Genomic DNA, 23,754 nt, shown 5'->3' on the forward strand with positions numbered 1-23,754 from the left:
CGGCGTTTTCTTCAACCATCGTCTAAACTTAAAGCCAAGCAGGCCTGTATGGTCTGTAAGTTGGTATCTACCCTGGGGTATTAGGTTATGGCGAGTGTTTTGGACTCTGTTGATCAGCGCACCAAACTGGTGGGCGAGAATCGTTTGGAGCTTCTCTTGTTCAAGCTGGGGATGAGACAGATTTTCGCGATCAATGTGTTCAAAATTCAGGAAGTCCTCAAGCTGCCCAATTTGACGCAAATGCCGCATCGTCATCCTGTCGTGTGTGGCGTTAGTCATATACGCGATACCACAGTGCCGGTGATTAACCTGTCTCAGGCGATAGGATTTCGGCCACTACAGCCGGACAAGGATTCCACCATCATCGTGACGGAATACAACCGCACCGTGCAGGCTTTTCTGGTGGCCAGCGTTGATCGTATCGTCAATATGACCTGGGAGCAGATCTTGCCTCCGCCAAAAGGGGCGGGCGGTTCTCATTACGTTACGGCGATAACCCATTACAACGATCAGATTGTTGAGATCATCGATGTGGAGCGGGTGCTAGCGGATATTCGTCCGTATTCCACTGACGTTTCCGACACGGCGCTGACGGAAAGTATTCGAAAAGTTGCTCAGGGTAAGGAAGTCCTGTTAGTGGACGATTCGCCGGTGGCGATCAGTCAGGCGATTGGGACTTTGCAGAAAGTTGGGTTGAAAGTGATTACCGCCAGAAATGGCCTGGAAGCCTATAACCTTCTTAAGAAATGGGCTGACGAAGGTGTCAATGTGCCTGAAAAGCTTCTAATGGTGGTGACTGATGCTGAAATGCCGGCGATGGATGGCTACAGGCTGACTACGGAGATTCGTAACGATCCCCGCCTGAAAGACCTGTACGTGGTGCTGCATACTTCTCTAAGCGGTAGCTTCAACAAGGCGATGGTGGAAAAGGTAGGGTGTAATAACTTCTTGTCCAAGTTCCAGCCGGATGAATTGGCGGCGTTGGTGCAATCGCGGCTTAATTCATTGGCGGCTCGCTAGAGCGTCGCAAAGAGCGCTTGTCTCGACCCTTGTCCTCCGATGTAGACCTAATTAGACTGCCTGTTTCCGCCTGCTTAGAGTAGGCTGTTTTAGTTTTTCGCGTCGACGACCCACGCATTTTGTCCCTTCCCTGTATGCCCCGTGCGCTACGCCTGCGTTGAGGCTAGTGCGCGCTTAGGAGAGAGTTATGACGGATATCCGAGTTACCGAGTTAAATATTTACCCCATCAAATCCTGTGCGGGCGTTAGCCTTAGCAAAGTGGCGATTACGAATTGGGGGGCGGATCGCGATCGCCGTTTTATGTTGGTGGATGCCAATGGCAAATTCATCACGGCGAGAAAGCATCATCGGCTGGTATTGGTGAGGGCGGTTACTGCGGATAAGGGGCTGATGTTGTCGGCGCCGGGTATGAATGGCTTGTATATTGAGGCGCCGGATCAAGAGGGAGGCGCTCTGGAGACTGTGCAAGTATGGAAAGACGAGGTGTCTGCGTTGTTTGTCGATGCGCGCGCAGATGCCTGGTTCAGTGAGTTCTTGGGTGAGCAGGCGCGCCTCGTGTATATTCCTGAGCGCAGTTTTCGGCAAGTGGATCAGGCTTATTACGATGCGCCGCAAAAAGTCAGCTTTGCGGATGGCTACCCTGTTCTGGCGACCTCTGAGTCCTCGTTGGAGGATCTGAATGGCCGCTTAAAAAATCCTGTTAAAATGACGCATTTCCGCCCGAATATTGTGGTGGCTGGCGCGGACAGCTTCGCGGAAGATCATTGGCGTCGGTTGCGTATAGGCGAAGTGGAGTTTGCGGCGGTCAAGCCTTGTTCAAGATGCGTTTTTACGACGATTGATCCTGCTACGGGTCAGAAATCCCCGGACACTGAGCCGTTGCGCACTCTGGCGTCTTATCGCAAGACGGAACTTGGCGCGATTTTTGGGCAAAACCTGGTGCAATTGAATCACGGGATCATTTGCGTCGGCGATAAAGTAGAGCTGCTCGACTAAAGCGGTCGGGCCGAGGTGCTCTCTTTTCAAAGAACGAATTCAGAAACTATTAGATTTTAGAAGGTTACGATGGCGTTGCTACGGCTGAAAGATGTTTCCCTGGCGTTTGGAATGGCTCCGTTGCTGGATCATGCGGACTTGGTGATTGAGTCTCAAGAGCGGCTTTGTCTGGTCGGTCGCAACGGCGCAGGTAAGTCCACGCTTTTGAAAGTGTGCGCCGGTGAAATCAAGCCGGATGGCGGTGAAATAAATAGAGGCAGGGATCTGAAAATGGCCTATCTGCCGCAGGAGCTTCCAGAGCGGGGTGACGCCAGTGTGCGCTCGGTGGTGGCGGAAGGCTTGGCGGAAGTGGGAGAGTGGCTCGCGGCCTACGACGCGCTGACTCAGCAAGGCGCCGAAGGTAATGTGGCGGAGCTTGAGCGTCTGCACAACAAGATCGAAACTCATGACGGCTGGCGTTTGCGGCAGAAGGTCGAGGCAGTGATGCAGCGTCTGGAACTGCCTGGCGACAAGTCTATCTCCGAATTGTCTGGAGGCTGGCGTCGGCGTGTGTTTCTGGCGCGCGCGCTGGTGCAGGAGCCAAACCTGCTCATGCTGGATGAGCCTACCAACCATCTGGATATCGACATGATTACCTGGTTGGAGGAAGAGCTGTTGCAGTTCGGCGGCAGCGTACTGTTTATTTCTCACGATCGCGCGTTTATCGACCGTCTGGCGACGCGTGTCATTGAGCTGGATCGCGGCAAATTGTCGAGCTGGCCGGCGCCTTATGAAGCCTATCTGGCCAAAAAAGAGGAGCAGTTGGCGGCGGAGGAAAAAGAGTGGGAGCGCTTCGATAAGAAGCTGGCGGAGGAAGAGGTTTGGATTCGCCAGGGCATCAAGGCGCGCCGCACTCGTAATGAGGGGCGGGTCAGGGCGCTGAAGAAACTGCGAGACGAGCGCAGGCAGCGACGCGACCGCGTTGGGCAGGTGAGCCTGAAAGTGGATTCCGAGGAACGCTCCGGTAACCTGGTGGCGGAGCTGAAAAATGTCAGTTTTGGCTACGCAGACCAGCCCAATCTGGTGAAGGGTCTCAGCTGGCAGTTGATGCGCAAAGATCGGGTGGGCTTATTGGGCCCGAACGGTTGCGGTAAATCGACGTTTATAAAGTTGATCCTGGGCGGCTTGGAGGCGACGGAGGGCGTCATAAAACGGGGCTCCCGTCTGCAGGTGGCTTATTTTGATCAGTTGCGAGGGCAAATCGATCCGGAAGCCAGCGTCTGGGATAACGTCGCAAAAGGAAAAGACTTTATCGAGGTTGGCGGTCGTAACGTTCATGTCACCGGCTACCTGAAAGATTTCCTGTTTTCCCCGGAAAGATTGCGTACTCCCGCCAAGGCGTTATCTGGCGGTGAAATTAACCGGCTGTTGTTGGCCAAACTGTTCACCATGCCGGCGAACTTTCTGGTGCTGGATGAGCCTACCAATGACCTGGATATGGATACGCTGGACCTGCTGGAGAATCTGCTGGCGGAGTTTGACGGCACCATTCTGCTGGTGTCCCACGATCGTTTCTTCATCGACAACGTTGTGACCAGCACGCTGGTGTTCGAGGGAGATGGCAAGATATCCGAATATCCGGGTGGTTATAACGACTGGTTGGCGCAACGCCCGGTGGTCAAAGCGGAAGTCAAGCCCGCTGAAGTCAAGGCTCAGGCTGCCAAGCCGAAAACAGCGTCGGATGGCGGCAAAGCGGCCAAGCTAAGCTACAAACTGCAGCGCGAACTGGACGCTTTACCCAAGGAAATCGAGCGACTGGAAGCGGAAGTGGCGGCTATGCAGGAAGAGGTGTCTGCCGCTGACTTTTATAGTCGTCCCCATGAGGATGTGAATCGTGCGCTCACGTCTCTGACTGCGTTGGAGCAAACTCTGGAGAAGACCATGGAAAGGTGGATGGAGCTTGAAGAAATGGCGGGCGGGGGCTGATCGGGGGTTACAAATTTAAAAATATCGGCATCCGCAAATCCGCTACACTTGAGAATAAAGGAGTAACTTCAGCAGCCGACGGACTCCGTTGAGAAAGTGTTAGTCTTCTGTCGCCTCAATTGATTACGGAGAGATAAAGCCTTATGCGGGTGCGTTACGAATTCCGTTTCGATGATAACCGAGTGCTGGACTACATCATTGAAACGGAGAGAGAAGATAAGAGCATGCACTCAGAGCCGCCCGCCGAGTGGACTGAGCTGAAGAATTGTCAGTGCTCGAATTGCCCTCTCAAGAAGGACGCTGAACGCTATTGTCCCGCCGCTCTCGACATGCAAAAGATTGTGGCGGACTTTCGCTCCGAACCGGCTTTCCAGAAAGTCGAGGTCACCGTTTTCACCAAAGAGCGCAACTACCACAAGCGTACTGGTCTGGAAGAGGCGTTGCGCTCGTTGATGGGGTTGGTCATGGCGACCAGTCATTGCCCCATACTCGGCGAGTTAAGGCCTATGGCTATTCATCACATGCCGTTTTCCAACGGCGAAGAATTCATTCTCAGATCTGTTTCCATCTATCTGGTGCAGCAGTACTTTATGTTTCGCGATGGTGAAAAGCCTGACTGGGAGCTTAAAGGGCTGGTGGAGCGCAACCGTCGTCTTCAGCTGGTGAACCAAGCGTTGTGGCAACGCATTCACTCCGCCTGTGACGGCGACTCCAACTTGAAGGCGCTATTGAGCTTTTTTTCGTTGGCGTCGAGCGTCACATTCTCACTGGAGACGCAGTTGCAGAAGCTGCGCAAGTCGTTTGAATCGGGAGAGTGGGTGGCTCCGCTGTAGCGGAGCGCGTCAGTCCGAATTTTATTCCATTGAGTGCTTAGTCGCTAATGCGGACCGCGAGGACGTCACATTTGGCGCCATGTAATACGCCATTCGCCGTGGAGCCCAGCAATAACTGCAGTCCGTGGCGGCCATGGCTGCCGACAATGACCAAATCAATTCCATTCTCATCCGCGTAGCGATGAATTTCCCCTTCGGGGCGTCCCACCAGCACCGCAGCGGCGCTATTGGTCAGCGTGTGCTTTTCAATCAGTTTTTGTAGTTTTTCTTCGCTGTGTTTTTGCAGTTGCTGCTGAATGTCGCCCAGATCCAGCGGGATGTCGCCGCCATAGGCGTAACTGATGGGCTCGATAACGTGCGCCAGATGCAGGCGGGCCTGGGTCGCCTGTTGCATTTTCAGGGCTTTGGCGATGACCTGTTCGCCTTCATCGCTCAGGTCCAGGGCGACGAGAATATTCTTGTACATGGTGTGCTCCTTTTGGCTGCATTGTTCCGAAAGTGTTTTCCAAGTGTGTAACTTTTCGGTAGTGTCCGCAAAACTGAAAACAGCTTAATGCTAATGAAACATGCGTTGAGATGACAGCGGACAAAATCAGGTGAAAAAGTGTTTCCTGGTTTCGTAGGCGCTGACACGCTTTGAGTGGTCTTTGGACAGGATGAACGACGAATGACGACAGCTTTGATTATTATTTTTTGTGTGGTGGGAATCGTCGGTGGCTCAATTTTCTGGGTGTTGCCGAGCCCGGAAGAACGACGCCGCATGCATTTGCGGCAGCAGGCGCTCGCGGCGGGGTTTAGAGTGCGACAGACTTCGCCGGAAAAGCTGGACGACACTTTGAAAAACCTGGAGGCGGACGCCTGGCGCACCCACTTTTACTATAAGGCGATCCCAGCGTCACGCACTCCTCGCAGGGCGTTATACGCCAATCATGGGGGTGAATTGAAACAGCTGTCCATCAGTGGCAACTTCCCTCATGAGCTGCTCTCGGATGAGGATTTGCGTGAGCTGTCATCCCAGATTAAAGCCGTGCAGATCACAGGGCATGAAGTGGGCTTCCTGTGGGAAGAGCGGGGGACGTCGGAAGATTTGGAGCAGATGCTGCAGCGCGTCAACAAGGTGGCTGTAGCTGCTGGCGCGCGTTAATGGCGCGCCCTCGGATCTAGTGATGTGAGCTATGCAGCGGCCTGTCTAAGCGCCGCTGTAGGCTTTGGCGAGACTGTCCAGGTCGCTGATGATCCTTTTTGAATACAGATTCACGACGTAGGAAACGTTGTTTTCGTTGTAGTTGATATAAGAGTTCTTGATGAACTCCCATTTCGTGGAAATGGTGTCCAAAGTCTTGCGTGTGGCGTCGGTGTTTTGCTGTGACGCCAGGAGTCGGGCGATGTTCTTGTCAAAACTGATCGCCTGGACGTCCATGGGCTCTTCGCTTTTGGCTCCCTGGAATATTTGTGTCACGTTGGAGGCGCTGCGTGCGGAATACTTGGTCAGCATGCTTTCCAGGATGATTTTGGAGTTGCGCACCAGCTCAATTACCTCTGGGGGGCGGTGGCCTGAAATTTCCATGGTCTTGTCGTAGGTTCTCTCTGTCGCGCCTACCAGATCGATATTTACCTGCGCCATGTCGCCCACCAGCCGCAGGTCAGGGTAGCCCACCTTCACAATGTCGTTCATGTTGGTGTTCAGCAGTTCCTTGTACTTGAGCCAGGTGGCGCTCATAACGCTCAACTCTCCCTGCACCTCGACGATACCGTCCTGAGATTCCAGTGATTTGAACGCTGCATTCATAAAATCGATTTCCTGGTTCACCTCGGATTGGATGTCTTTGTCGCCAGGATTCAAAGTGAAGTTGTAATACGCATTGATGGTCTGGTAGGAGTGCGTCTGCACATCGTGCAAATGCTTGAGAATGGCTTCAGCCTGCGCATTGTTCAGCGCAAAGGAATGTGACGAATACAGGGCGAGAAGTGCAAGAAAACAACACCAGAGAGGATTCCGGTGTATACCCGATTGGCTCATAGACACGCTCTCCAGGAAATTTGGGCGCAGAAGGCCACCCGCTATTTTTATAATTATGTTTCCGACTTGTCGGTGCGGCTTCCCACTATATTTTTAAAATTATTTCCAACGACGCCTTCAATGGCCGGCCTAGCTACCAACCGCCGGTTTATAAGTAGAAAAAATAGGGGAAATGCCTGCGCTAGTCAAAAAGTTATAAGCTTATTGTCCTATTATGCGAATGAGCGCGGGGCGCATTCAGAGGACGCCTAACTTAAAAAGTAAGGTGAAATATACTGCATAATTTCATGAAAAATAAATCTTAAAAATTTTTAAAGCGGCCGAAAATGTCATAAGTGTAAGCAATTATTGACAAAAATCGCCGCCAAATTTTTTGGAAGAGATTGACAAACGGGCCAAAATTATCCATGTTGTTGCGACCTGATTCAAACGAGCGTATGAATTGTTGTTCGATGCATCGGCTTTGATTCCGAAGCTCCGGAGAAGGGCGGCCCGGCAAGGCGTCCGTTGGGACCCGTTTATAGGGCAATAAACCAGTGCTAAACAATGCTTGGAGATCCGTTGATGATTTACGCAGGTAAAGCCATCACAGTCAAAGAGATCGAGGATGGTATCGCGGTACTAACTTTCGATTTGCAAGGCGAGTCTGTTAATAAATTTAACCGCTTGACGCTGACTGAGTTGGCGGAAGCGACCCAGAAACTACAAAGTCAACAAGGCATTACCGGCCTTGTCGTTACCAGCAACAAAGATTGTTTCATCGTTGGCGCTGATATCACTGAATTCCAGGAATTGTTTGCCGGCTCCGAAGAAGAGTTGGTCGCCAACAACCTGGAAGCCAATAAGATTTTCTCCGCCGTTGAAGATCTGCCATTCCCCACCGTGACCGCTATTAACGGTATCGCTCTGGGCGGTGGTTTTGAGATGTGTCTCTCCACTGACTTCCGCGTCATGTCCACCAGCGCGAAAGTGGGTCTGCCGGAAGTAAAACTGGGGATCTTCCCCGGGTTCGGTGGAACAGTGCGTTTATCCCGTCTGGTTGGCGCCGACTACGCGATCGAGTGGATCTGCGCCAGTGGCGAGAAACGAGCGGAACAGGCCTTGAAAGAAGGTGCTGTAGATGCAGCGGTCGCCCCTGAGAAATTGATGGATGCAGCCCTGTCTGTGTTGCGTCAGGCGATCGAAGGCAAGTTGGACTACAAAGCGCGTCGGGAAGAGAAAACCGGCAAGCTGAAGCTGAACCCGATGGAAAGCATGATGGCGTTTGAAACCGCCAAAGGCTACGTGGCGGGCCAGGCTGGACGTAACTATCCAGCGCCTGTTGAAGCCATCAAGGTGATGCAAAAGCACGCGGGCATGACTCGCGACAAGGCGATCGAAGTAGAGGCCAAAGGTTTCGCGAAAATGGCGAAAACTTCTGTGGCGCACAGCTTGATCGGCTTGTTCCTGAATGATCAGGAGCTGAAGAAAAAAGCGAAAGACCTGGAGCCTAAAGCTGGCGAAGTTAAGCAGGCGGCGGTATTGGGCGCAGGCATCATGGGCGGCGGCGTGGCGTATCAGTCCGCGCTGAAAGGCACGCCCATCCTGATGAAGGATATCAATCAGTCCGGTATCGATCTGGGCCTGAAAGAAGCCAAGAAACTGCTGACCAAGCGCGTCGACAAAGGCCGCATGAATGCGAGTGAAATGGCGGATGTGCTGAACCGCATCACTCCGACGTTGAGCTACGGCGACTTCGGAACGGTGGATCTGGTGGTTGAAGCGGTTGTTGAAAACCCTAAGGTCAAAGACATCGTTTTGCGTGAAGTGGAAGATCTGGTGCGTGAGGACACTATCCTGACCTCCAACACCTCTACTATCTCCATCAACCGTCTGGCGCAAAACCTGAAGCGTCCGGAAAACTTCTGCGGCATGCACTTCTTCAACCCTGTGCACATGATGCCTTTAGTGGAAGTTATCCGTGGCGAGAAAACCAGTGAAAAAGCTGTCGCGACTACTGTTGCGTACGCCAAAGCGATGGGTAAAACGCCAATCGTTGTGAACGACTGCCCTGGATTCCTGGTTAACCGCATCCTGTTCCCTTATTTTGGCGGCTTTATTGGTTTGGTGCGCGACGGCGCCGATTTCCAGCAGGTCGACAAAGTGATGGAGCGTTTCGGCTGGCCGATGGGCCCGGCTTACCTGCTTGACGTGGTAGGTATGGACACAGCGAAGCACGCCGGCGACGTGATGGCGGAAGGTTTCCCTGATCGCATGAGCTATTCCGAAACAACTATTATCGACGTCATGTTCGATAAAGGTCGTTACGGTCAGAAGAGCGACAAAGGCTTCTACGCTTACGAGCTGGATAAGAAAGGCAAGCAGAAGAAAATTGTCGATGACAGCGTTGACGCACTGATTAAGTCTGTGCAGAAGTCTCAGCGCGACTTCTCTGAAGAGGAAATCATCGAGCGAATGATGGTGCCTTTGTGCATCGAAACCGTTCGCTGCCTGGAAGACGGCATCGTCGAGACTGCGGCGGAAGCGGATATGGGCTTGATCTTCGGCATCGGTTTCCCTCCGTTCCGTGGGGGCGCGTTGCGCTACATTGACTCTCTGGGCGTGGAAGAGTTCTGCAAGATCGCTGATAAATATGCGGATCTGGGCGCTCTGTATCATCCGACCCAAGGGCTGCGCGACATGGCTAAGTCCGGCAAGAAGTTTTTTGGCTAATTGCTGATAGAGAATTCCCGACGGAGAAAATGATATGAGTCTGAATCCAAGAGACGTTGTCGTTATCGACTGTGTTCGCAGCCCGATGGGGCGCGCCAAAGCGGGATGTTTCCGCAACGTGCGCGCAGAGACGCTGTCAGCGACGTTGATTGACGCATTATTCGACCGCAATGACAAAGTGGACCCTGCGGAAGTTGAAGATCTGATCTGGGGCTGTGTAAATCAGACCCTGGAGCAAGGCTTCAACGTGGCGCGGCAGATTTCCCTGCTGACCCGCATTCCGCATACTTCGTCAGCGCAAACAGTAAACCGCTTGTGTGGTTCCGCCATGTCCGCAATTCATACTGCGGCGCAGGCGATCATGACGGGCAATGGCGACGTGTTTGTGGTGGGCGGCGTTGAGCACATGGGGCACGTGCCCATGACTCAAGGTTTCGATCACAACCCGGCCGCAAGTAAGTATTCCGCTAAAGCGTCCAACATGATGGGCCTGACAGCGGAAATGCTGGCGAAAATGCACGGCATCAGCCGTCAGCAGCAGGATGAGTTTGGAGCTCGCTCCCACCGTTTGGCGCACGAAGCCACGCTGGAAGGGCGCTTCCGTAACGAAATCATCTCTATTTTAGGGCATGACGACGACGGCTTCCCTGCGCTGATCGAGAATGATGAGACGATTCGTCCTGAAACCACAGCTGAAAGTCTGGCGCAGCTACGTCCTGCTTTTGATCCTAAGAGCGGTACAGTGACAGCGGGTCAGTCTTCTCAATTGACGGATGGCGCATCCGCTATGCTGCTGATGTCCGCTGAGCGGGCTCAGGCATTGGGTCTGACGCCAATGGCGAAAATTCGCTCCATGGCTACTGCCGGATGCGATCCCGCCATCATGGGATATGGTCCTGTGCCGGCGACCAAGAAAGCGCTTAAGCGCGCAGGCCTGAAAGTGGAAGATATTGATTTCTGGGAACTGAACGAGGCGTTCGCCGCACAGTCTTTGCCAGTTATCAAAGATCTGAAGCTTATGGACGTGGTCGACCAGAAAGTTAACCTGAACGGCGGCGCTATCGCCTTGGGTCACCCTCTGGGTTGCTCTGGCGCGCGTATCTCCACTACCTTGCTGAATGTCATGGCCGCTAAAGGCGGTACGCTGGGCGTATCCACCATGTGTATCGGTTTGGGTCAGGGTATTGCGACCGTTTGGGAGCGTATCTAATACGTTGAGGCTTCGGTTTGGGGAAACCTGAATCGGAAGCAATGAAATCCGGCGTCCCGTAAGGGGCTCCGGATTTTTTTTATGGATGATGCTGGATGGCCTGGAATTAGCGCCAGGCTTTTACTGGGTTTCCTGAGAACGATTCTGGGTTTCGCCGTCTCGCATCAGGCTTTTGATCTTGTCGGATATTTCTTTGATCTGGTCGTTCTTGTTGGGGATTTCCAGGCGTGTGCGCTTGAGCGCCTCGCGAGCGTGTTTGAAATGCTTCTCGGCGCCGGCTTTGTCGTTTTGAGCCACCAGGCTTTCCGCCATTTGTAGTTGGCTGCCGACTTCCACGTCAAGCGCCATCTCGCGCAGGTGGTGGCTGTATTCCTCATAAAGAGGGACGGGTAGTGAGCCGCGCAGTTTGAAGCGTTGCAGCTTTTGCAGGCACTCAGAAAGAGAGCGCTGGATGGCGGCGACCGCTGCGTCGCTGGTCACCGTTTTCTGCGCCTGGGGAAGAAGAACGCCGGTTTTCAAGTCGCGCTCCCTTTGTTTTAGGTTGTCTAAAAGGATGCGCAGCTCTTCCGACTTGCGGTCCATTTTGGTCATGGACTGGGCGATTTCAATCATGGCGTGGTTGAGGCTGATGGCGATGTTGGCTGAATCGTCCACTCGCATGATGACCTGAAATAACGAATTTATTTCTTCGTATTTCTGTTTTAACGATTTCAGTTGGCTTTGACGGTAAGCTAACGCCTGCTGTCGCGAGTACATAACGCCGCTGACGATAATCGAGGCGGTTATGAAAATAGCGAGCAAGACGATTAAAGTTGTCATATAAAAGGCGGCGGAAGCATTTATAAATTTATGTGTCGTTCTTATTAAGTGTTAACGACATTGTGGGGTAGGGCAAGTTATCGGAGTTAAATAGACGCCGACAAACTGGGCCTGGCCGGCTATTTTTACATTAAATACCAGATTTTCTGGCAATCACTTGACCCGTCGACTACAACCTCTAATATATGACGGCTATTTCAACTAGGAGCAAAGAACCATCCGCTATGGGTAAATCGCTGGTAATCGTGGAGTCCCCTGCAAAGGCAAAAACCATAAACAAATATCTTGGTTCGGAATATGTAGTCAAATCCAGTGTGGGGCATATTCGTGATTTGCCGACCAGTGGAGGTAAGGAAGCATCATCTCCGAAAGAGCGTGCGGCGGAAGCGGCGAAAATGCGCAAGCTGCCTGCTGAAGAGCGCGAAAGCATCAAGAAACGTAAAGCCCGGGATCAGCTGATCTCTCGTATGGGCGTCGACCCTGAAAATGATTGGGCGGCCCGCTACGAGATCCTTCCAGGTAAAGAAAAAGTCGTTGAAGAACTGAAGCGTCTGGCGAAAAGCGCCGACCAGATCTATCTCGCAACGGACTTGGACCGCGAAGGAGAGGCTATCGCCTGGCATCTCAAAGAATCTATTGGCGGCGATGACTCCCGTTATCGTCGCGTGGTCTTTAACGAGATCACAAAATCCGCCATAACGGAGGCGTTCAAAAGTCCCAGTCAACTTGATTACAACCGCGTAAACGCCCAGCAGGCGCGCCGCTTCCTTGACCGCGTGGTCGGCTATATGGTGTCGCCGCTGCTGTGGTCCAAGATTGCGCGTGGTTTGTCCGCAGGGCGGGTGCAATCCGTCGCGGTTCGCTTGATTGTCGAGCGTGAGCGTGAAATTCGCGCCTTTACGCCGGAAGAATACTGGGAATTGCATGTGCTGCTATCCAAGAGTAAGCAGCAGGCTAAATTCCAGGTCGCCAAATATAAGGGTGAGAATTATCGGCCCACCAACAAAGAGCAGTCTGAGAAGCTGACTGCGTTGCTGGAGTCGCAGGCGTTCAAGGTCGTCAATCGTGAGGATAAGCCCTCTGTCACCAAGACGCCGGCGCCATTTATCACTTCTACCTTGCAGCAGGCGGCGAGCACCCGTTTAGGGTTTAGCGTTAAGAAGACCATGGTGTTGGCGCAGCGTCTCTACGAGGCGGGCTACATCACCTATATGAGAACGGACTCCACCAACCTGTCCGCGGATGCGGTGAGCGCCTGTCGTGAATTTATCGGCAAGAAGTTTGGTGATAAATATCTGCCTGAAAACCCGAAAACTTACGTGAGTAAGGAGCGGGCCCAGGAAGCGCACGAGGCGATACGTCCTTCTGATATCAATGTGGGCTCCAATCAGATTTCCGGTCTCGAAAAAGACGCCGAGAAGCTGTATGACCTGATTTGGCGTCAATTCGTGGCCTGTCAGATGGAAAACGCGCGCTTCCTTAGCACCAGTATTCAAGTGCAGGCGGGAGACTTTGAATTAAGAACCCGTGGTCGGCTTTTGCAATTCGACGGCTTCCTTAAAGTGCTGCCTGCGCAAGCGAAGAAGGATGATGAGGCGGAGTTGCCCGCGTTTGAAATTAATGATCAGTTGGATCTGGATAAATTGGAGCCAACTCAGCACTTCACCAAGCCTGCGCCGCGTTACACGGAAGCGACCTTGGTTAAGGAGCTGGAGAAGCGGAGTATCGGGCGTCCTTCTACGTATGCGTCAATCATCTCCACCATTCAGGAGCGCGGCTATGTGAAGCTGGCCAACCGGCGCTTCTATGCGGAGAAGATGGGCGATATCGTGACGGATCGTTTGACGGAAGCCTTCACAGATCTGATGGATTACGGCTTTACCGCGAAGATGGAAGGTCAGCTGGATGAGATCGCTTCTGGCAGCGAGGGCTGGAAACAGGTTCTTAATGCTTTCTACTCCGATTTCGCCAAAAAGCTGGAAAGGGCGGACATGGAAGGCGGTATGCGTGCTAATCAGGCGGTGCAGACGGAAATTACGTGTCCGACCTGTTCGCGTCCAATGCAGATTCGCACTGCGTCCACTGGCGTGTTCCTTGGGTGTTCCGGCTATGCGTTGCCGCCGAAAGAGCGTTGCAAGACGACAATTAACCTGATCCCTGGCGATGAGGTAATTCGCGCGGACGATGAAGAAGGCGAAGCGAATGCGCTGCGCGCGAAAAAGCGTTGCCCGATCTGTGATACCGCCATGGATAGCTATGTCATCGATGAGACCCGCAAGCTGCACGTGTGTGGTAATAATCCAGACTGTGAAGGTTATGAGGTCGAAGGCGGGCAGTTTAAGGTGGCTGGCTACGATGGGCCGACACTGGAGTGTGACAAGTGCGGCGCTGAAATGCAGCTTAAAACCGGCCGCTTTGGGAAGTACTTCGGCTGCACCAGTTCAACTTGCGGCAACACCCGCAAACTGTTGAAGAATGGCGAGCCTGCGCCGCCCAAGATGGAGCCGGTAGTCATGCCTGAGCTGGCGTGCGACAAAGTTGACGATATCTTTGTCCTGCGTGATGGCGCTTCGGGTTTGTTCCTGGCAGCGAGTAAGTTTCCCAAAAATCGTGAAACACGAGCGCCTCTGGTGGAGGAGTTGATTCCTCATAAGAAGGAAATTGACCCTAAATATCACTACCTGCTGGATGCGCCTACTCGTGATCCAGAAGGAAATCCGGCGATTATCCGCTTCAGTCGCAAGACCAGGCAGCAGTATGTCATGTCGGAGAAGGGTGGTAAGCCTACTGGCTGGTCTGCTTTCTACAAAGATGGAAAGTGGGCGGCTAAAGACAAGTAGTCTGTAAGCACGAAAAGAAAAGGGCGGTTTGATCACCGCCCTTTTTTGTTGTCCGATGTTTGAGTCGGCGCTTTGGGATAAATGGGTTGGTTTATCTCTTTAGGCGCGCCAGCAGGCTGGATGTATCCCAGCGTCCCCCGCCCATGGATTGTACTTCGGCGTAAAATTGATCGACGAGAGCAGTGATGGGGAGTCGAGCCTTGTTGTTTGAGGCCTCGCGTAAGCAGATGGATAAATCCTTGCGCATGAGGTCTACCGCGAAGCCATGTTCGTAGTCTCCGGCGATCATGGTCTTGTGGCGATTTTCCATTTGCCAGGATTGCGCGGCTCCTTTGGATATGACGTTCACCACTTGCTGCGGGTCCAGGTCAGCCTGTTCTGCGAAGTGCAGCGCTTCCGCCAGTCCCTGCACTAACCCTGCGATAGCGATCTGGTTGGCCATTTTGGTTAACTGGCCGCTGCCTGCATGTCCCATCAGGGTTGCTGCGCGACTGTAATGTTTGAGGAGGGGTTCCGCCTTCGTAAAGTCTTTTTCTTCACCGCCACACATTATGGTCAGCGCGCCGTTCTCGGCGCCCTGTTGTCCACCGGATACGGGGGCGTCAAGAAAGCCGATGTTGCGCTCTTGGGCGGCTTCAAACAGCTCTTTGGCGACACTGGCTGATGCAGTGGTGTGGTCGATGATCAGAGAGCCTTTGCGTAACTGATTGATCAGGCCTTCTTCGCCCAAGTAGATGCTGCGCAGGTCGTTGTCGTCGCCGACGCAAGAGATGATGACGTCGCATTGGGCGGCGTCCCGCAGCTTGCGGATGAACTTGCCAGTGTGGGTCTTCAGCCAGCGTTCCGACTTTTCGACGTTGCGGTTGTAAACGGTGACCTGGTGGCCATTGTTGGCGAGATGGCCGGCCATCGGGAATCCCATGACGCCGAGGCCGATGAAACAAATTCTTCCTAATGCGGCGGTTTCAGTTGATTCCATGTTTATCTTCCTGGAGTGGTTAAATCCAATGGGTTAATAGTGCGCGGGTTGCTCCAATAAAGAAAGGCCGCATAAGCGGCCTTTGCAAGTCAACCGGCAAACTATTTATTTGCTTGGGTAGTCTCTGGAGGTGTGTCCGGTGTACAGCTGACGCGGACGGCCGATCCGGTAAGAAGAGCTCACCATTTCGTGCCAGTGAGAGAACCAGCCGATGGTTCTCGCCATGGCGAAGATGACGGTGAACATGGAAACCGGGATGCCGACGGCGCGCAGGATGATGCCGGAGTAGAAGTCCACGTTGGGGTAGAGTTTTTTCTCTACGAAGTAGGGGTCTTCCAGGGCGATGCGCTCCAGTTCGCGTGCGATGCGGAACAATGGATCGTTTTCGCAGCCAAGCTCTTTCAGTACGTCGTCACAGGTCTGCTTCATGACTTTAGCGCGTGGGTCGAAGTTCTTGTAGACCCGGTGTCCGAAGCCCATCAGGCGGAAAGGATCGCTCTTGTCTTTGGCGCGCTGAATGAATTCTGGAATGCGGGATTCGTCGCCGATTTCCAGAAGCATGTTCAACACTGCTTCGTTGGCGCCGCCGTGAGCGGGTCCCCATAGCGCAGCAATGCCGGAAGCGATGCAGGCGAAGGGGTTGGCGCCGGAGGAGCCAGCCAGACGTACGGTTGATGTGGAGGCGTTTTGTTCATGGTCCGCATGCAAAACAAAGATGCGGTCCATAGCCTTGGCGACTACAGGATTGACCTGATAGGGCTCGCAAGGAGTGCCGAACATCATGTGCAGGAAGTTGCCTGCATAGTCCAGATCGTTTCTGGGATACATGAACGGCTGGCCGGTGGAGTACTTGTAGCACATCGCCGCCAGGGTGGGCATTTTCGCGATCAGACGGAATGCTGCGATTTCGCGATGGTGCTCGTCGGAGAAGTCCATTGTGTCGTGATAGAACGCGGACAGGGCGCCGACAACGCCGCACATGATCGCCATTGGGTGAGCGTCGCGCCGGAAACCGTTAAAGAAGTTTCTCAGCTGCTCGTGGATCATAGTGTGATTTTTTACCGTGCTACGGAACTCTTCCGCCTGCTCCGCAGTAGGCAGTTCGCCGTGTATCAGTAAGTAGCAGACTTCAAGATAGTCGGACTTTTCGGCCAACTGTTCTATAGGATACCCACGGTGTAGTAGTACGCCATTGGCGCCATCTATATAAGTGATTTGCGATTCGCAGGCTGCGGTTGATACGAAGCCTGGATCGTAGGTAAACAAACCTTCTTCAACCAATCCTCTGACATCTATGACGTCTGGGCCGGTGGTGCCGGAATAAACCGGAAGCTCGATTGTTTTACCATTGACCGATAACGTCGCTTTCTTGTCAGTCATGGTGCTCTCCTATATCGACTTAAAGTGATGCGTACGTGTTTACCGGGCATAGACGCCCGGTCGTGTTTACAGGCCGACTTCTAAGTAGGTCTGACGTTGTTTGCGCAATGGCGTCAATCACAACCGGCGCCGGTTAGGACCGGCGGGCGGAGACTGACGCTCGTCAGTGGCCTCTCAGCCTTTATTCTGGCTTTATACAAGGTCGGCTTAATAAAAAGCGAGGTCATCATAATGGTCTGACCGACTTTTTTTAAGCCCTTGTAATGAAAATACTGCCGATGGTGTTTAAAAAACACCAATTAAAATAGCTTATAAAGAGGAGGGGCGTTGCTTTATCAGTAAAGAAAACGGAGTCTTCGAATACGTAAAAAATACTTCCGGGTATTGAGCCGAGGGGCTTCACACTGCGTATGAAAGAATAAATTGCCGGCCCAAATCAGAAAAGCTCATGTCCGGCGCTAAATTAAGTGGGCTATAAACGGTTGTTGCGTTTGTAATTTACCAGGTGGGAAACTATAATCTGCAACCCGTAAGCGGAGGCCTCATAAGGATTCCCGCCGCCAAATAGGTCCATTCTTAAATAATCCGCCTGTATGGCTATAATCGAGTGTGAAGCTGTGAATAGCAAAAGACCTGTTAATCTAGATCTGACGAAATTCCATTTTCCTCTACCCGCAATTACATCTATTCTGCATCGGATATCAGGTGTAATTATCTTCATTGCAATAGCGTTCCTGTTGTGGGGGCTCGACGCATCTCTGGCGAGCAAGGAAAGTTTTGCTTCCCTTCAGTCAGTCATGGACAGTTTTCTTGCAAAATTAATTCTTTGGGGCATTCTCGCCGCATTGTTCTATCACTTCGTCGCTGGCATCAAGCACCTCATTATGGATGCTGGTTTCGGTGAAACCCTGAAGGGCGGGCAGATCGCAGCGAAGGTTGTGATAGCCGTTTCTGTTGTGCTCATTCTGTTGGCGGGAGTTTGGATATGGTAACCAGCGTCACCAATTTAGGCCGTAGCGGCGCATATGATTGGATGGTGCAGCGGGTCTCCGCTGTTGTGTTGGCTCTTTATACCGCATTTATGGTTGGCGTCCTGGTGTTTACGCCGGATCTGACCTATGAAGTATGGAGCGCACTGTTCGCCAAGACTTGGATGAGAATTTTCTCCCTGGCTGCGCTGGTGGCGCTTGGTGCGCACGCGTGGATCGGTTTGTGGACGATTACCACCGACTACATGAAAAACGGCGTGGTCCGTTTCGTTGCGCAAGCCGCGTGCGGAACCATCATGTTCGTTTACTTCATCTGGGGCGTGCAAATTTTGTGGGGGCTGTAATCCATGTCTAAACTTAGAACTCTTTCTTACGATGCCATCGTAATCGGCGGCGGCGGCGCCGGGATGCGCGCGGCGCTGCAGTTGACGCAGTCCGGCGTGAAAACCGCTTGTATCACCAAAGTATTCCCAACCCGTTCTCACACTGTTTCCGCTCAGGGCGGGATCACCTGCGCCATCGCCAGTTCGGACCCGAACGACGATTGGCGCTGGCACATGTACGACACCGTAAAGGGGTCGGACTATATCGGCGATCAGGATGCAATCGAATATATGTGTTCGGTAGGTCCTCAAGCAGTATTTGAACTGGAACACATGGGACTGCCTTTCTCCCGTACGGAGACAGGGCGCATCTATCAGCGTCCTTTTGGCGGTCAGTCCAAAGATTTCGGTAAGGGCGGCCAGGCTGCTCGCACCTGCGCGGCGGCGGACCGTACTGGTCATGCGCTGCTGCACACTCTTTATCAGGGCAACCTGCGCGGCGGCACTACCTTTTTAAATGAATGGTATGCGGTCGATCTAGTTAAAAACCAGTCTGGCGCGGTAGTTGGCGTAACGGCTATCTGCATCGAAACTGGTGAAACTGTTTACGTCAAAGCCAAGGCGACAGTTCTGGCTACTGGCGGTGCAGGCCGTATCTACGCATCCACCACTAACGCATTGATCAATACTGGCGACGGCGTCGGTATGGCTCTTCGCGCTGGCTTCCCGGCGCAGGACATGGAAATGTGGCAGTTCCACCCAACTGGTATCGCCGAAGCTGGCGTACTGGTGACGGAAGGTTGTCGTGGTGAAGGCGGTTATTTGATCAATGGCGAAGGCGAGCGTTTCATGGAACGTTATGCGCCTAACGCGAAAGACCTGGCTGGTCGTGACGTCGTCGCCCGCTCCATGATTATGGAAATCCTTGAAGGTCGCGGTTGCGGTCCCAACAAAGACCACGTATTGCTGAAGCTGGATCATCTGGGTGAAGAGACGTTACACCTGCGTTTGCCTGGCATCGTGGAGTTGTCGAAGACATTCGCGCACGTAGATCCTGCAAAAGAACCTATTCCGGTTGTTCCAACCTGTCACTATATGATGGGCGGTATTCCGACCAACATCGGCGGTCAGGCGCTGACTCAGGACGCAAACGGTAACGACAAAGTTATCGATGGCTTGTTCGCCTGTGGCGAAGCTGCATGCGTATCCGTACACGGCGCAAACCGTCTGGGCGGCAACTCGCTGTTGGATTTGGTTGTATTTGGTCGCGCAGCAGGACTTCACATCGAGAAGATGCTGAGAGACGGTTACGGCGTGGATGACGCATCTGAATCCGATATCGACGCAACTATGGCGCGTCTGGACAGACTGAACAGCGGCTCCGGCTCTGAAAAAGTGGCGGAAGTACGTAAAGACCTGCAGAACACTATGCAGCTATATTTCGGTGTGTTCCGCGATGGCGAAAGCATGCAGAAAGGTCTGAAGCTGCTGGAAGAATTGGGCGGACGTGTGAAGAACACGGTTCTTGAAGACAAGAGCATGGCGTTCAATACCGCTCGTATCGAAGCTTTAGAGCTGGATAACCTGTACGAGGTCGCTTATGCGACGGCTGTTGCGGCTGAAGAAAGAAAGGAAAGCCGCGGAGCGCACGCCCGTAACGACTACACTGAACGGGACGACGACAATTGGCTGAAGCACTCTCTTTACTTCCCTGTGGACAAGCGGGTAAGCAAGCGGGAAGTAAACTTCGCGCCTAAAATTGTGGAGCCATTTCCTCCAAAAGCTCGTAGTTACTAGTGTCGTTGGGGAGACAGAGTTATGTTGGTAAGCATCTATCGTTATAATCCGGAAGTTGACGAAGCTCCCTTCATGCAGGATGTGGAGCTGGAAGTCCCTGCGGGCAAGGACCTTATGGTTCTGGACGTGCTGGGACTGATGAAAGAGAAAGATCCGACCCTGGCGTATCGTCGTTCATGCCGTGAGGGCGTGTGCGGCTCCGACGGCATGAACATGAACGGCAAAAATGGCTTGGCGTGCATCACTCCTCTTTCTCAGGTGGTGAAAAACAACAAGCTGATTTTGCGTCCGTTGCCAGGGTTGCCGGTTATTCGCGATCTGGTTGTGGATATGGCGATTTTCTACAAGCAGTACGAGAAAATTAAGCCATTCGTGGTGAATGACAATCCGCCTCCGGCGATTGAGCGATTGCAGTCACCCGAAGAGCGTGAAAAGCTGGACGGCCTGTATGAATGTATTCTTTGTGCGTGCTGTTCTACTTCATGCCCGTCGTTCTGGTGGAACCCAGATAAGTTCGTTGGTCCCGCTGGCTTGTTGCAGGCATACAGATTCCTGGTTGACAGTCGCGACACTTCTACCGAAGAAAGATTGGCGAATCTCGACGACCCGTTCAGCGTATTCCGCTGCCGGGGAATCATGAATTGTGTAAGCGTTTGCCCGAAAGGCCTGAATCCAACCAGAGCCATTGGCCACATACGCAATATGCTCTTACAGCGTGCTACTTAAAACTATAATTTAAAAAATTACACTGTTACGGTCGTTGCTGAATTAGCTGTCTATACTAAGAAGCTAATAGCGCGCGCGTGTTGCAGAACATGCGCGCGACATAAACAAACTGAACTGGTAGGAAATCCACTCCCTCTATTTTAAGGACGGGGTGGTTTACTGTTGTAAACCTACGGGGTTATGCAGATGTCCTCTGCGCTATCTGTGGTTTGGCACGCCTTTGCGACGCTGGAACGAGCCGTAATCAGTGGCCTTAAGCAGATAGTTCCCTGATGCAACCAAGGCGAGCTATATGCACGAAAGCACGATGGAGCAGCTGTGGCGGACTTCCCATTTGGCAGGTGGGAACTTTGCCTATGTTGAGCAACTCTATGAGACCTATCTCACCGATCCTAACGGCATACCCCAGGCCTGGCGTGAGTATTTCGACAAACTGCCAAAAGAGGAAGGGCTGCCCAGTCAGGATATTCCTCACTCCGTCATTAAAGAGCAGTTCCTGAAACTGTCGCGCAGACGCGCAGCGGCTGTCGAAGCCAGTCCAACATCATTGGTCAGCACTGAGCATGAACGTAAACAGGTCAAGGTGCTGCAGCTGATTAACACCTACCGTTTTCGTGGACATCAGAAAGCCAAACTGGATCCCCTCAACCTGATGGTGCGCGAGCATGTCGCGGACTTGGAGTTGGAATATCACGGCTTGACCCGAGCGGACCTGGATACTGTATTCCAGACTGGTTCATTGTGCTTCGGCGTAGAGACCATGACCTTCGGCGAGATCATTCGCGGTTTAGAGTTTACCTACTGCGATACCGTCGGCGCCGAGTACATGCATATCGTTAACACTGAAGAAAAGCGCTGGGTTCAGCAGCGTCTTGAATCAGTGCGCTCGCATCCTGTATATGAGAAAGAGCGTCGCTATCACCTGTTAGAAAGATTGAGCGCGGCGGAAGGTCTCGAAAAATACTTATCTTCACGTTATCCAGGCACCAAGCGCTTTGGCCTTGAAGGCGGCGAGAGCTTGATTCCCTTGCTGGATGAATTGATTCAGAGAGCGGGAAGCTACGGCGCCAAAGAAATCGTTATCGGTATGGCGCACCGTGGTCGTTTGAACGTGCTGGTCAACACACTGGGTAAAAACCCCAAGGCGTTGTTTGACGAGTTTGAAGGCAAGCGTCTGTCGGATGAAGGTTCCGGCGATGTGAAGTATCACCAGGGCTTCTCTTCCAACGTTCTGACCCCAGGTGGCGAAGTTCACTTGGCGTTGGCGTTCAACCCTTCGCACCTGGAAATCGTTTCTCCGGTAGTGGAAGGCTCTGTAAGAGCGCGCCAGGATCGTCGTGACGATACTGCCGGTGATGCGGTTGTGCCTGTGATCATGCATGGTGACGCTGCGTTCGCAGGTCAGGGCGTTGTCATGGAAACGTTCCAGATGAGCCAGACCCGTGGTTACGGCGTTGGCGGCACTGTCCACATCATCATTAATAACCAGGTTGGTTTCACTACTCATCGCCGTGAAGACGCGCGCTCCACCGAGTATTGCACCGACGTTGCGAAAATGGTTCAAGCGCCCATTTTCCACGTTAACGGCGATGACCCGGAAGCGGTTCTGTTCGTTACACAGGTGGCGATGGATTACCGCAACACCTTTAAGAAAGATGTGGTAATCGACCTGTTGTGTTACCGCCGCCGTGGTCACAACGAAGCGGATGAGCCTTCTGCGACTCAGCCGTTGATGTATCAATGCATCAAAAGCCTGCCAACCACCCGCCAGATTTACGCTCAGCGGTTGATTAACGAAGGCGTCATCACCGAAGAAGAATCCGCTCGCCTGGAAAACGAATATCGCGATCTGCTGGATAAAGGCGATCACGTCGTTAAAAGCTTGGTGAAAGAGCCTAATAAAGAGTTGTTTGTTGACTGGTCTCCCTACCTGGGCCACAAATGGACAGCCAAGTGCAAGACTGGCATCAATCTTAAAACGCTGCAGAAGCTCGGCCGGAAAATGGATGTGCTGCCTGACGGATTCGTGCCTCAGCGTCAGGTCTCCAAAATCTTGGAAGACCGCAAGAAAATGACTCAAAGCGCTATGCCGGTGAACTGGGGTTATGCAGAGGTTATGGCGTATGCAACCTTGTTGCATGAAGGTCATAGCATACGTCTGACCGGTCAGGATGTTGGTCGCGGCACTTTCTCCCATAGGCATGCGGTTCTTCATAATCAGAAGGACGGCGGATTGCATATTCCGTTGCAGCATTTGGCGGAAGGACAGTCCGTGTTCGACATCTACGACTCCTACCTCTCTGAAGAGGCGGTGTTGGCGTTCGAATATGGCTACGCCACGACTAACCCGAAAACCCTGGTGATTTGGGAAGCTCAGTTCGGCGACTTCGCTAACGGCGCCCAGGTTGTTATCGACCAGTTCATCACCAGTGGCGAGCACAAGTGGGGCCGTTTATGCGGTCTGACCATGTTGCTGCCGCACGGCTATGAAGGGCAGGGACCAGAGCACTCTTCAGCGCGTCTGGAGCGTTATCTGCAGTTGTGCGCTGAGCACAATATCCAGGTCTGCGTGCCGACCACGCCTGCGCAGGTATTCCATATGCTGCGTCGTCAGGTTAAGCGTCCGCTGCGTAAGCCTCTGGTGGCGATGAGTCCGAAGAGTCTGCTGCGCCATAAAGACGCGGTCTCTACGGTTGAGGAGCTTGCCGAAGGTCACTTCCACACCGTCCTTGGCGAGATCGACGACCATATCGATCCGAAGCAGGTTCGTCGGGTCATTATGTGTAGCGGTAAGGTGTATTACGACTTGTTGGATAAGCGTCGTAATGAAAACATACAGGACGTGGCGATTATCCGCATAGAGCAGTTGTACCCGTTCCCCGAAGACGATCTGGAAGAAGTTTTGTCTGCGTACAAGAAGTTGACCAATATCGTCTGGTGTCAGGAAGAGCCAATGAACCAGGGCGCCTGGTACTGCAGTCAGCACCATATGCGTAACGTCCTCGCGAAGACGCACCCGAAACTCTATCTCGAGTACGCTGGACGTCCGGGCTCCGCCGCTCCTGCTGCGGGCTATGGCCATGTCCATGCGGAAGAGCAAGCTAAATTAGTTAACGATGCCTTTACTATTTAAACAGGCGCTTA

The 23,754-nt window shown here is 52.9% G+C and carries 18 protein-coding genes; 13 read left to right on the forward strand and 5 right to left on the reverse strand.

Features of this window, described 5'->3' with window-relative positions; genetic code table 11:
- Nucleotides 1-87 precede the first annotated feature (87 nt).
- The 4 genes from ACQYWX_RS08930 (at nucleotide 88) to ACQYWX_RS08945 (ending at nucleotide 4,815) form a co-directional block, all read left to right on the forward strand.
- A complete protein-coding gene (locus ACQYWX_RS08930; RefSeq protein WP_216737772.1) occupies nucleotides 88-1,020 on the forward strand; it encodes a chemotaxis protein CheV in 933 nt (310 codons plus the stop codon).
- A gap of 187 nt (nucleotides 1,021-1,207) precedes the next feature.
- The gene (locus ACQYWX_RS08935; RefSeq protein ID WP_431688540.1) at nucleotides 1,208-2,017 is read left to right on the forward strand and encodes an MOSC domain-containing protein; all 810 of its coding nucleotides are present in this window, start codon (nucleotides 1,208-1,210) and stop codon (nucleotides 2,015-2,017) included.
- 69 nt (nucleotides 2,018-2,086) lie between these two features.
- Nucleotides 2,087-3,982 (forward strand): ATP-binding cassette domain-containing protein, encoded by a 1,896-nt coding sequence (locus ACQYWX_RS08940; protein ID WP_216737770.1) that lies wholly within the window; start codon nucleotides 2,087-2,089, stop codon nucleotides 3,980-3,982.
- 143 nt (nucleotides 3,983-4,125) lie between these two features.
- A complete protein-coding gene (locus ACQYWX_RS08945) occupies nucleotides 4,126-4,815 on the forward strand; it encodes a DUF6901 family protein (protein WP_216737769.1) in 690 nt (229 codons plus the stop codon).
- Between the two features lie 37 nt (nucleotides 4,816-4,852).
- Here ACQYWX_RS08945 and ACQYWX_RS08950 read toward each other — a convergent pair whose 3' ends face one another.
- Nucleotides 4,853-5,281 (reverse strand): universal stress protein, encoded by a 429-nt coding sequence (locus ACQYWX_RS08950; protein WP_431688541.1) that lies wholly within the window; start codon nucleotides 5,279-5,281, stop codon nucleotides 4,853-4,855.
- A 201-nt stretch (nucleotides 5,282-5,482) separates the two neighbouring features.
- Here ACQYWX_RS08950 and ACQYWX_RS08955 point away from each other — a divergent pair, with 201 nt between their 5' ends.
- On the forward strand, nucleotides 5,483-5,959 hold the full coding sequence (locus tag ACQYWX_RS08955; protein ID WP_431688542.1) for a hypothetical protein: 477 nt from the start codon (nucleotides 5,483-5,485) through the stop codon (nucleotides 5,957-5,959).
- 45 nt (nucleotides 5,960-6,004) lie between these two features.
- Here ACQYWX_RS08955 and ACQYWX_RS08960 read toward each other — a convergent pair whose 3' ends face one another.
- Nucleotides 6,005-6,835 (reverse strand): hypothetical protein, encoded by an 831-nt coding sequence (locus tag ACQYWX_RS08960; RefSeq protein ID WP_431688543.1) that lies wholly within the window; start codon nucleotides 6,833-6,835, stop codon nucleotides 6,005-6,007.
- 564 nt (nucleotides 6,836-7,399) lie between these two features.
- Between ACQYWX_RS08960 and fadB the strand changes: the two genes are divergently transcribed.
- Entirely contained in the window at nucleotides 7,400-9,547 is a 2,148-nt protein-coding gene (fadB, locus tag ACQYWX_RS08965; protein ID WP_216737765.1) for a fatty acid oxidation complex subunit alpha FadB, read from the forward strand.
- A 34-nt stretch (nucleotides 9,548-9,581) separates the two neighbouring features.
- The gene (gene fadA / locus ACQYWX_RS08970; RefSeq protein WP_127969457.1) at nucleotides 9,582-10,757 is read left to right on the forward strand and encodes an acetyl-CoA C-acyltransferase FadA; all 1,176 of its coding nucleotides are present in this window, start codon (nucleotides 9,582-9,584) and stop codon (nucleotides 10,755-10,757) included.
- A 120-nt stretch (nucleotides 10,758-10,877) separates the two neighbouring features.
- Here the strand turns inward: fadA and ACQYWX_RS08975 are convergent, their stop codons facing one another.
- A complete protein-coding gene (locus tag ACQYWX_RS08975) occupies nucleotides 10,878-11,576 on the reverse strand; it encodes a hypothetical protein (RefSeq protein ID WP_279502402.1) in 699 nt (232 codons plus the stop codon).
- A gap of 224 nt (nucleotides 11,577-11,800) precedes the next feature.
- Between ACQYWX_RS08975 and topA the strand changes: the two genes are divergently transcribed.
- A complete protein-coding gene (topA, locus tag ACQYWX_RS08980; RefSeq protein ID WP_431688544.1) occupies nucleotides 11,801-14,416 on the forward strand; it encodes a type I DNA topoisomerase in 2,616 nt (871 codons plus the stop codon).
- A 91-nt stretch (nucleotides 14,417-14,507) separates the two neighbouring features.
- On the opposite strand, the gene ACQYWX_RS08985 is transcribed toward topA, so the two are convergent.
- Nucleotides 14,508-15,395 carry an NAD(P)-dependent oxidoreductase gene (locus ACQYWX_RS08985; RefSeq protein ID WP_431688545.1) on the reverse strand — a complete coding sequence of 296 codons (888 nt, stop codon included), beginning with the start codon at nucleotides 15,393-15,395 and terminating at the stop codon, nucleotides 14,508-14,510.
- A 105-nt stretch (nucleotides 15,396-15,500) separates the two neighbouring features.
- On the reverse strand, nucleotides 15,501-16,775 hold the full coding sequence (gltA, locus tag ACQYWX_RS08990) for a citrate synthase (protein ID WP_216737761.1): 1,275 nt from the start codon (nucleotides 16,773-16,775) through the stop codon (nucleotides 15,501-15,503).
- Nucleotides 16,776-17,392: 617 nt separating this feature from the next.
- On the opposite strand from gltA, the gene sdhC reads away from it, so the two are divergent.
- The 5 genes from sdhC (at nucleotide 17,393) to ACQYWX_RS09015 (ending at nucleotide 23,743) form a co-directional block, all read left to right on the forward strand.
- Entirely contained in the window at nucleotides 17,393-17,767 is a 375-nt protein-coding gene (sdhC, locus tag ACQYWX_RS08995; RefSeq protein ID WP_216737760.1) for a succinate dehydrogenase, cytochrome b556 subunit, read from the forward strand.
- Nucleotides 17,761-18,108 (forward strand): succinate dehydrogenase, hydrophobic membrane anchor protein, encoded by a 348-nt coding sequence (sdhD, locus tag ACQYWX_RS09000; protein ID WP_216737759.1) that lies wholly within the window; start codon nucleotides 17,761-17,763, stop codon nucleotides 18,106-18,108. Before sdhC ends, sdhD begins: the two co-directional genes overlap by 7 nt.
- Nucleotides 18,109-18,111: 3 nt before the next feature.
- Nucleotides 18,112-19,884, forward strand: a complete 1,773-nt coding sequence (gene sdhA / locus ACQYWX_RS09005; protein ID WP_216737758.1) for a succinate dehydrogenase flavoprotein subunit — start codon at nucleotides 18,112-18,114, stop codon at nucleotides 19,882-19,884.
- Between the two features lie 21 nt (nucleotides 19,885-19,905).
- A complete protein-coding gene (locus ACQYWX_RS09010; RefSeq protein WP_431688546.1) occupies nucleotides 19,906-20,610 on the forward strand; it encodes a succinate dehydrogenase iron-sulfur subunit in 705 nt (234 codons plus the stop codon).
- A gap of 292 nt (nucleotides 20,611-20,902) precedes the next feature.
- Nucleotides 20,903-23,743, forward strand: coding sequence for a 2-oxoglutarate dehydrogenase E1 component (locus tag ACQYWX_RS09015; protein WP_216737756.1), 2,841 nt, complete (start codon nucleotides 20,903-20,905; stop codon nucleotides 23,741-23,743).
- Nucleotides 23,744-23,754: the final 11 nt, after the last annotated feature.

Source organism: Hahella sp. NBU794 (genome assembly GCF_050749805.1).
In the GTDB taxonomy this organism is placed as follows: Bacteria; Pseudomonadota; Gammaproteobacteria; order Pseudomonadales; family Oleiphilaceae; genus Hahella.

Excerpts from the sequence above, each read along its gene's own strand:
- ACQYWX_RS08930 (WP_216737772.1), top strand. The coding sequence starts at position 88 with ATGGCGAGTGTTTTGGACTCTGTTGATCAGCGCACCAAACTGGTGGGC.
- ACQYWX_RS08935 (WP_431688540.1), top strand. The coding sequence starts at position 1,208 with ATGACGGATATCCGAGTTACCGAGTTAAATATTTACCCCATCAAATCC.
- ACQYWX_RS08940 (WP_216737770.1), top strand. The coding sequence starts at position 2,087 with ATGGCGTTGCTACGGCTGAAAGATGTTTCCCTGGCGTTTGGAATGGCT.
- ACQYWX_RS08945 (WP_216737769.1), top strand. The coding sequence starts at position 4,126 with ATGCGGGTGCGTTACGAATTCCGTTTCGATGATAACCGAGTGCTGGAC.
- ACQYWX_RS08950 (WP_431688541.1), bottom strand. The coding sequence starts at position 5,281 with ATGTACAAGAATATTCTCGTCGCCCTGGACCTGAGCGATGAAGGCGAA.
- ACQYWX_RS08955 (WP_431688542.1), top strand. The coding sequence starts at position 5,483 with ATGACGACAGCTTTGATTATTATTTTTTGTGTGGTGGGAATCGTCGGT.
- ACQYWX_RS08960 (WP_431688543.1), bottom strand. The coding sequence starts at position 6,835 with ATGAGCCAATCGGGTATACACCGGAATCCTCTCTGGTGTTGTTTTCTT.
- fadB (WP_216737765.1), top strand. The coding sequence starts at position 7,400 with ATGATTTACGCAGGTAAAGCCATCACAGTCAAAGAGATCGAGGATGGT.
- fadA (WP_127969457.1), top strand. The coding sequence starts at position 9,582 with ATGAGTCTGAATCCAAGAGACGTTGTCGTTATCGACTGTGTTCGCAGC.
- ACQYWX_RS08975 (WP_279502402.1), bottom strand. The coding sequence starts at position 11,576 with ATGACAACTTTAATCGTCTTGCTCGCTATTTTCATAACCGCCTCGATT.
- topA (WP_431688544.1), top strand. The coding sequence starts at position 11,801 with ATGGGTAAATCGCTGGTAATCGTGGAGTCCCCTGCAAAGGCAAAAACC.
- ACQYWX_RS08985 (WP_431688545.1), bottom strand. The coding sequence starts at position 15,395 with ATGGAATCAACTGAAACCGCCGCATTAGGAAGAATTTGTTTCATCGGC.
- gltA (WP_216737761.1), bottom strand. The coding sequence starts at position 16,775 with ATGACTGACAAGAAAGCGACGTTATCGGTCAATGGTAAAACAATCGAG.
- sdhD (WP_216737759.1), top strand. The coding sequence starts at position 17,761 with ATGGTAACCAGCGTCACCAATTTAGGCCGTAGCGGCGCATATGATTGG.
- sdhA (WP_216737758.1), top strand. The coding sequence starts at position 18,112 with ATGTCTAAACTTAGAACTCTTTCTTACGATGCCATCGTAATCGGCGGC.
- ACQYWX_RS09010 (WP_431688546.1), top strand. The coding sequence starts at position 19,906 with ATGTTGGTAAGCATCTATCGTTATAATCCGGAAGTTGACGAAGCTCCC.
- ACQYWX_RS09015 (WP_216737756.1), top strand. The coding sequence starts at position 20,903 with ATGCACGAAAGCACGATGGAGCAGCTGTGGCGGACTTCCCATTTGGCA.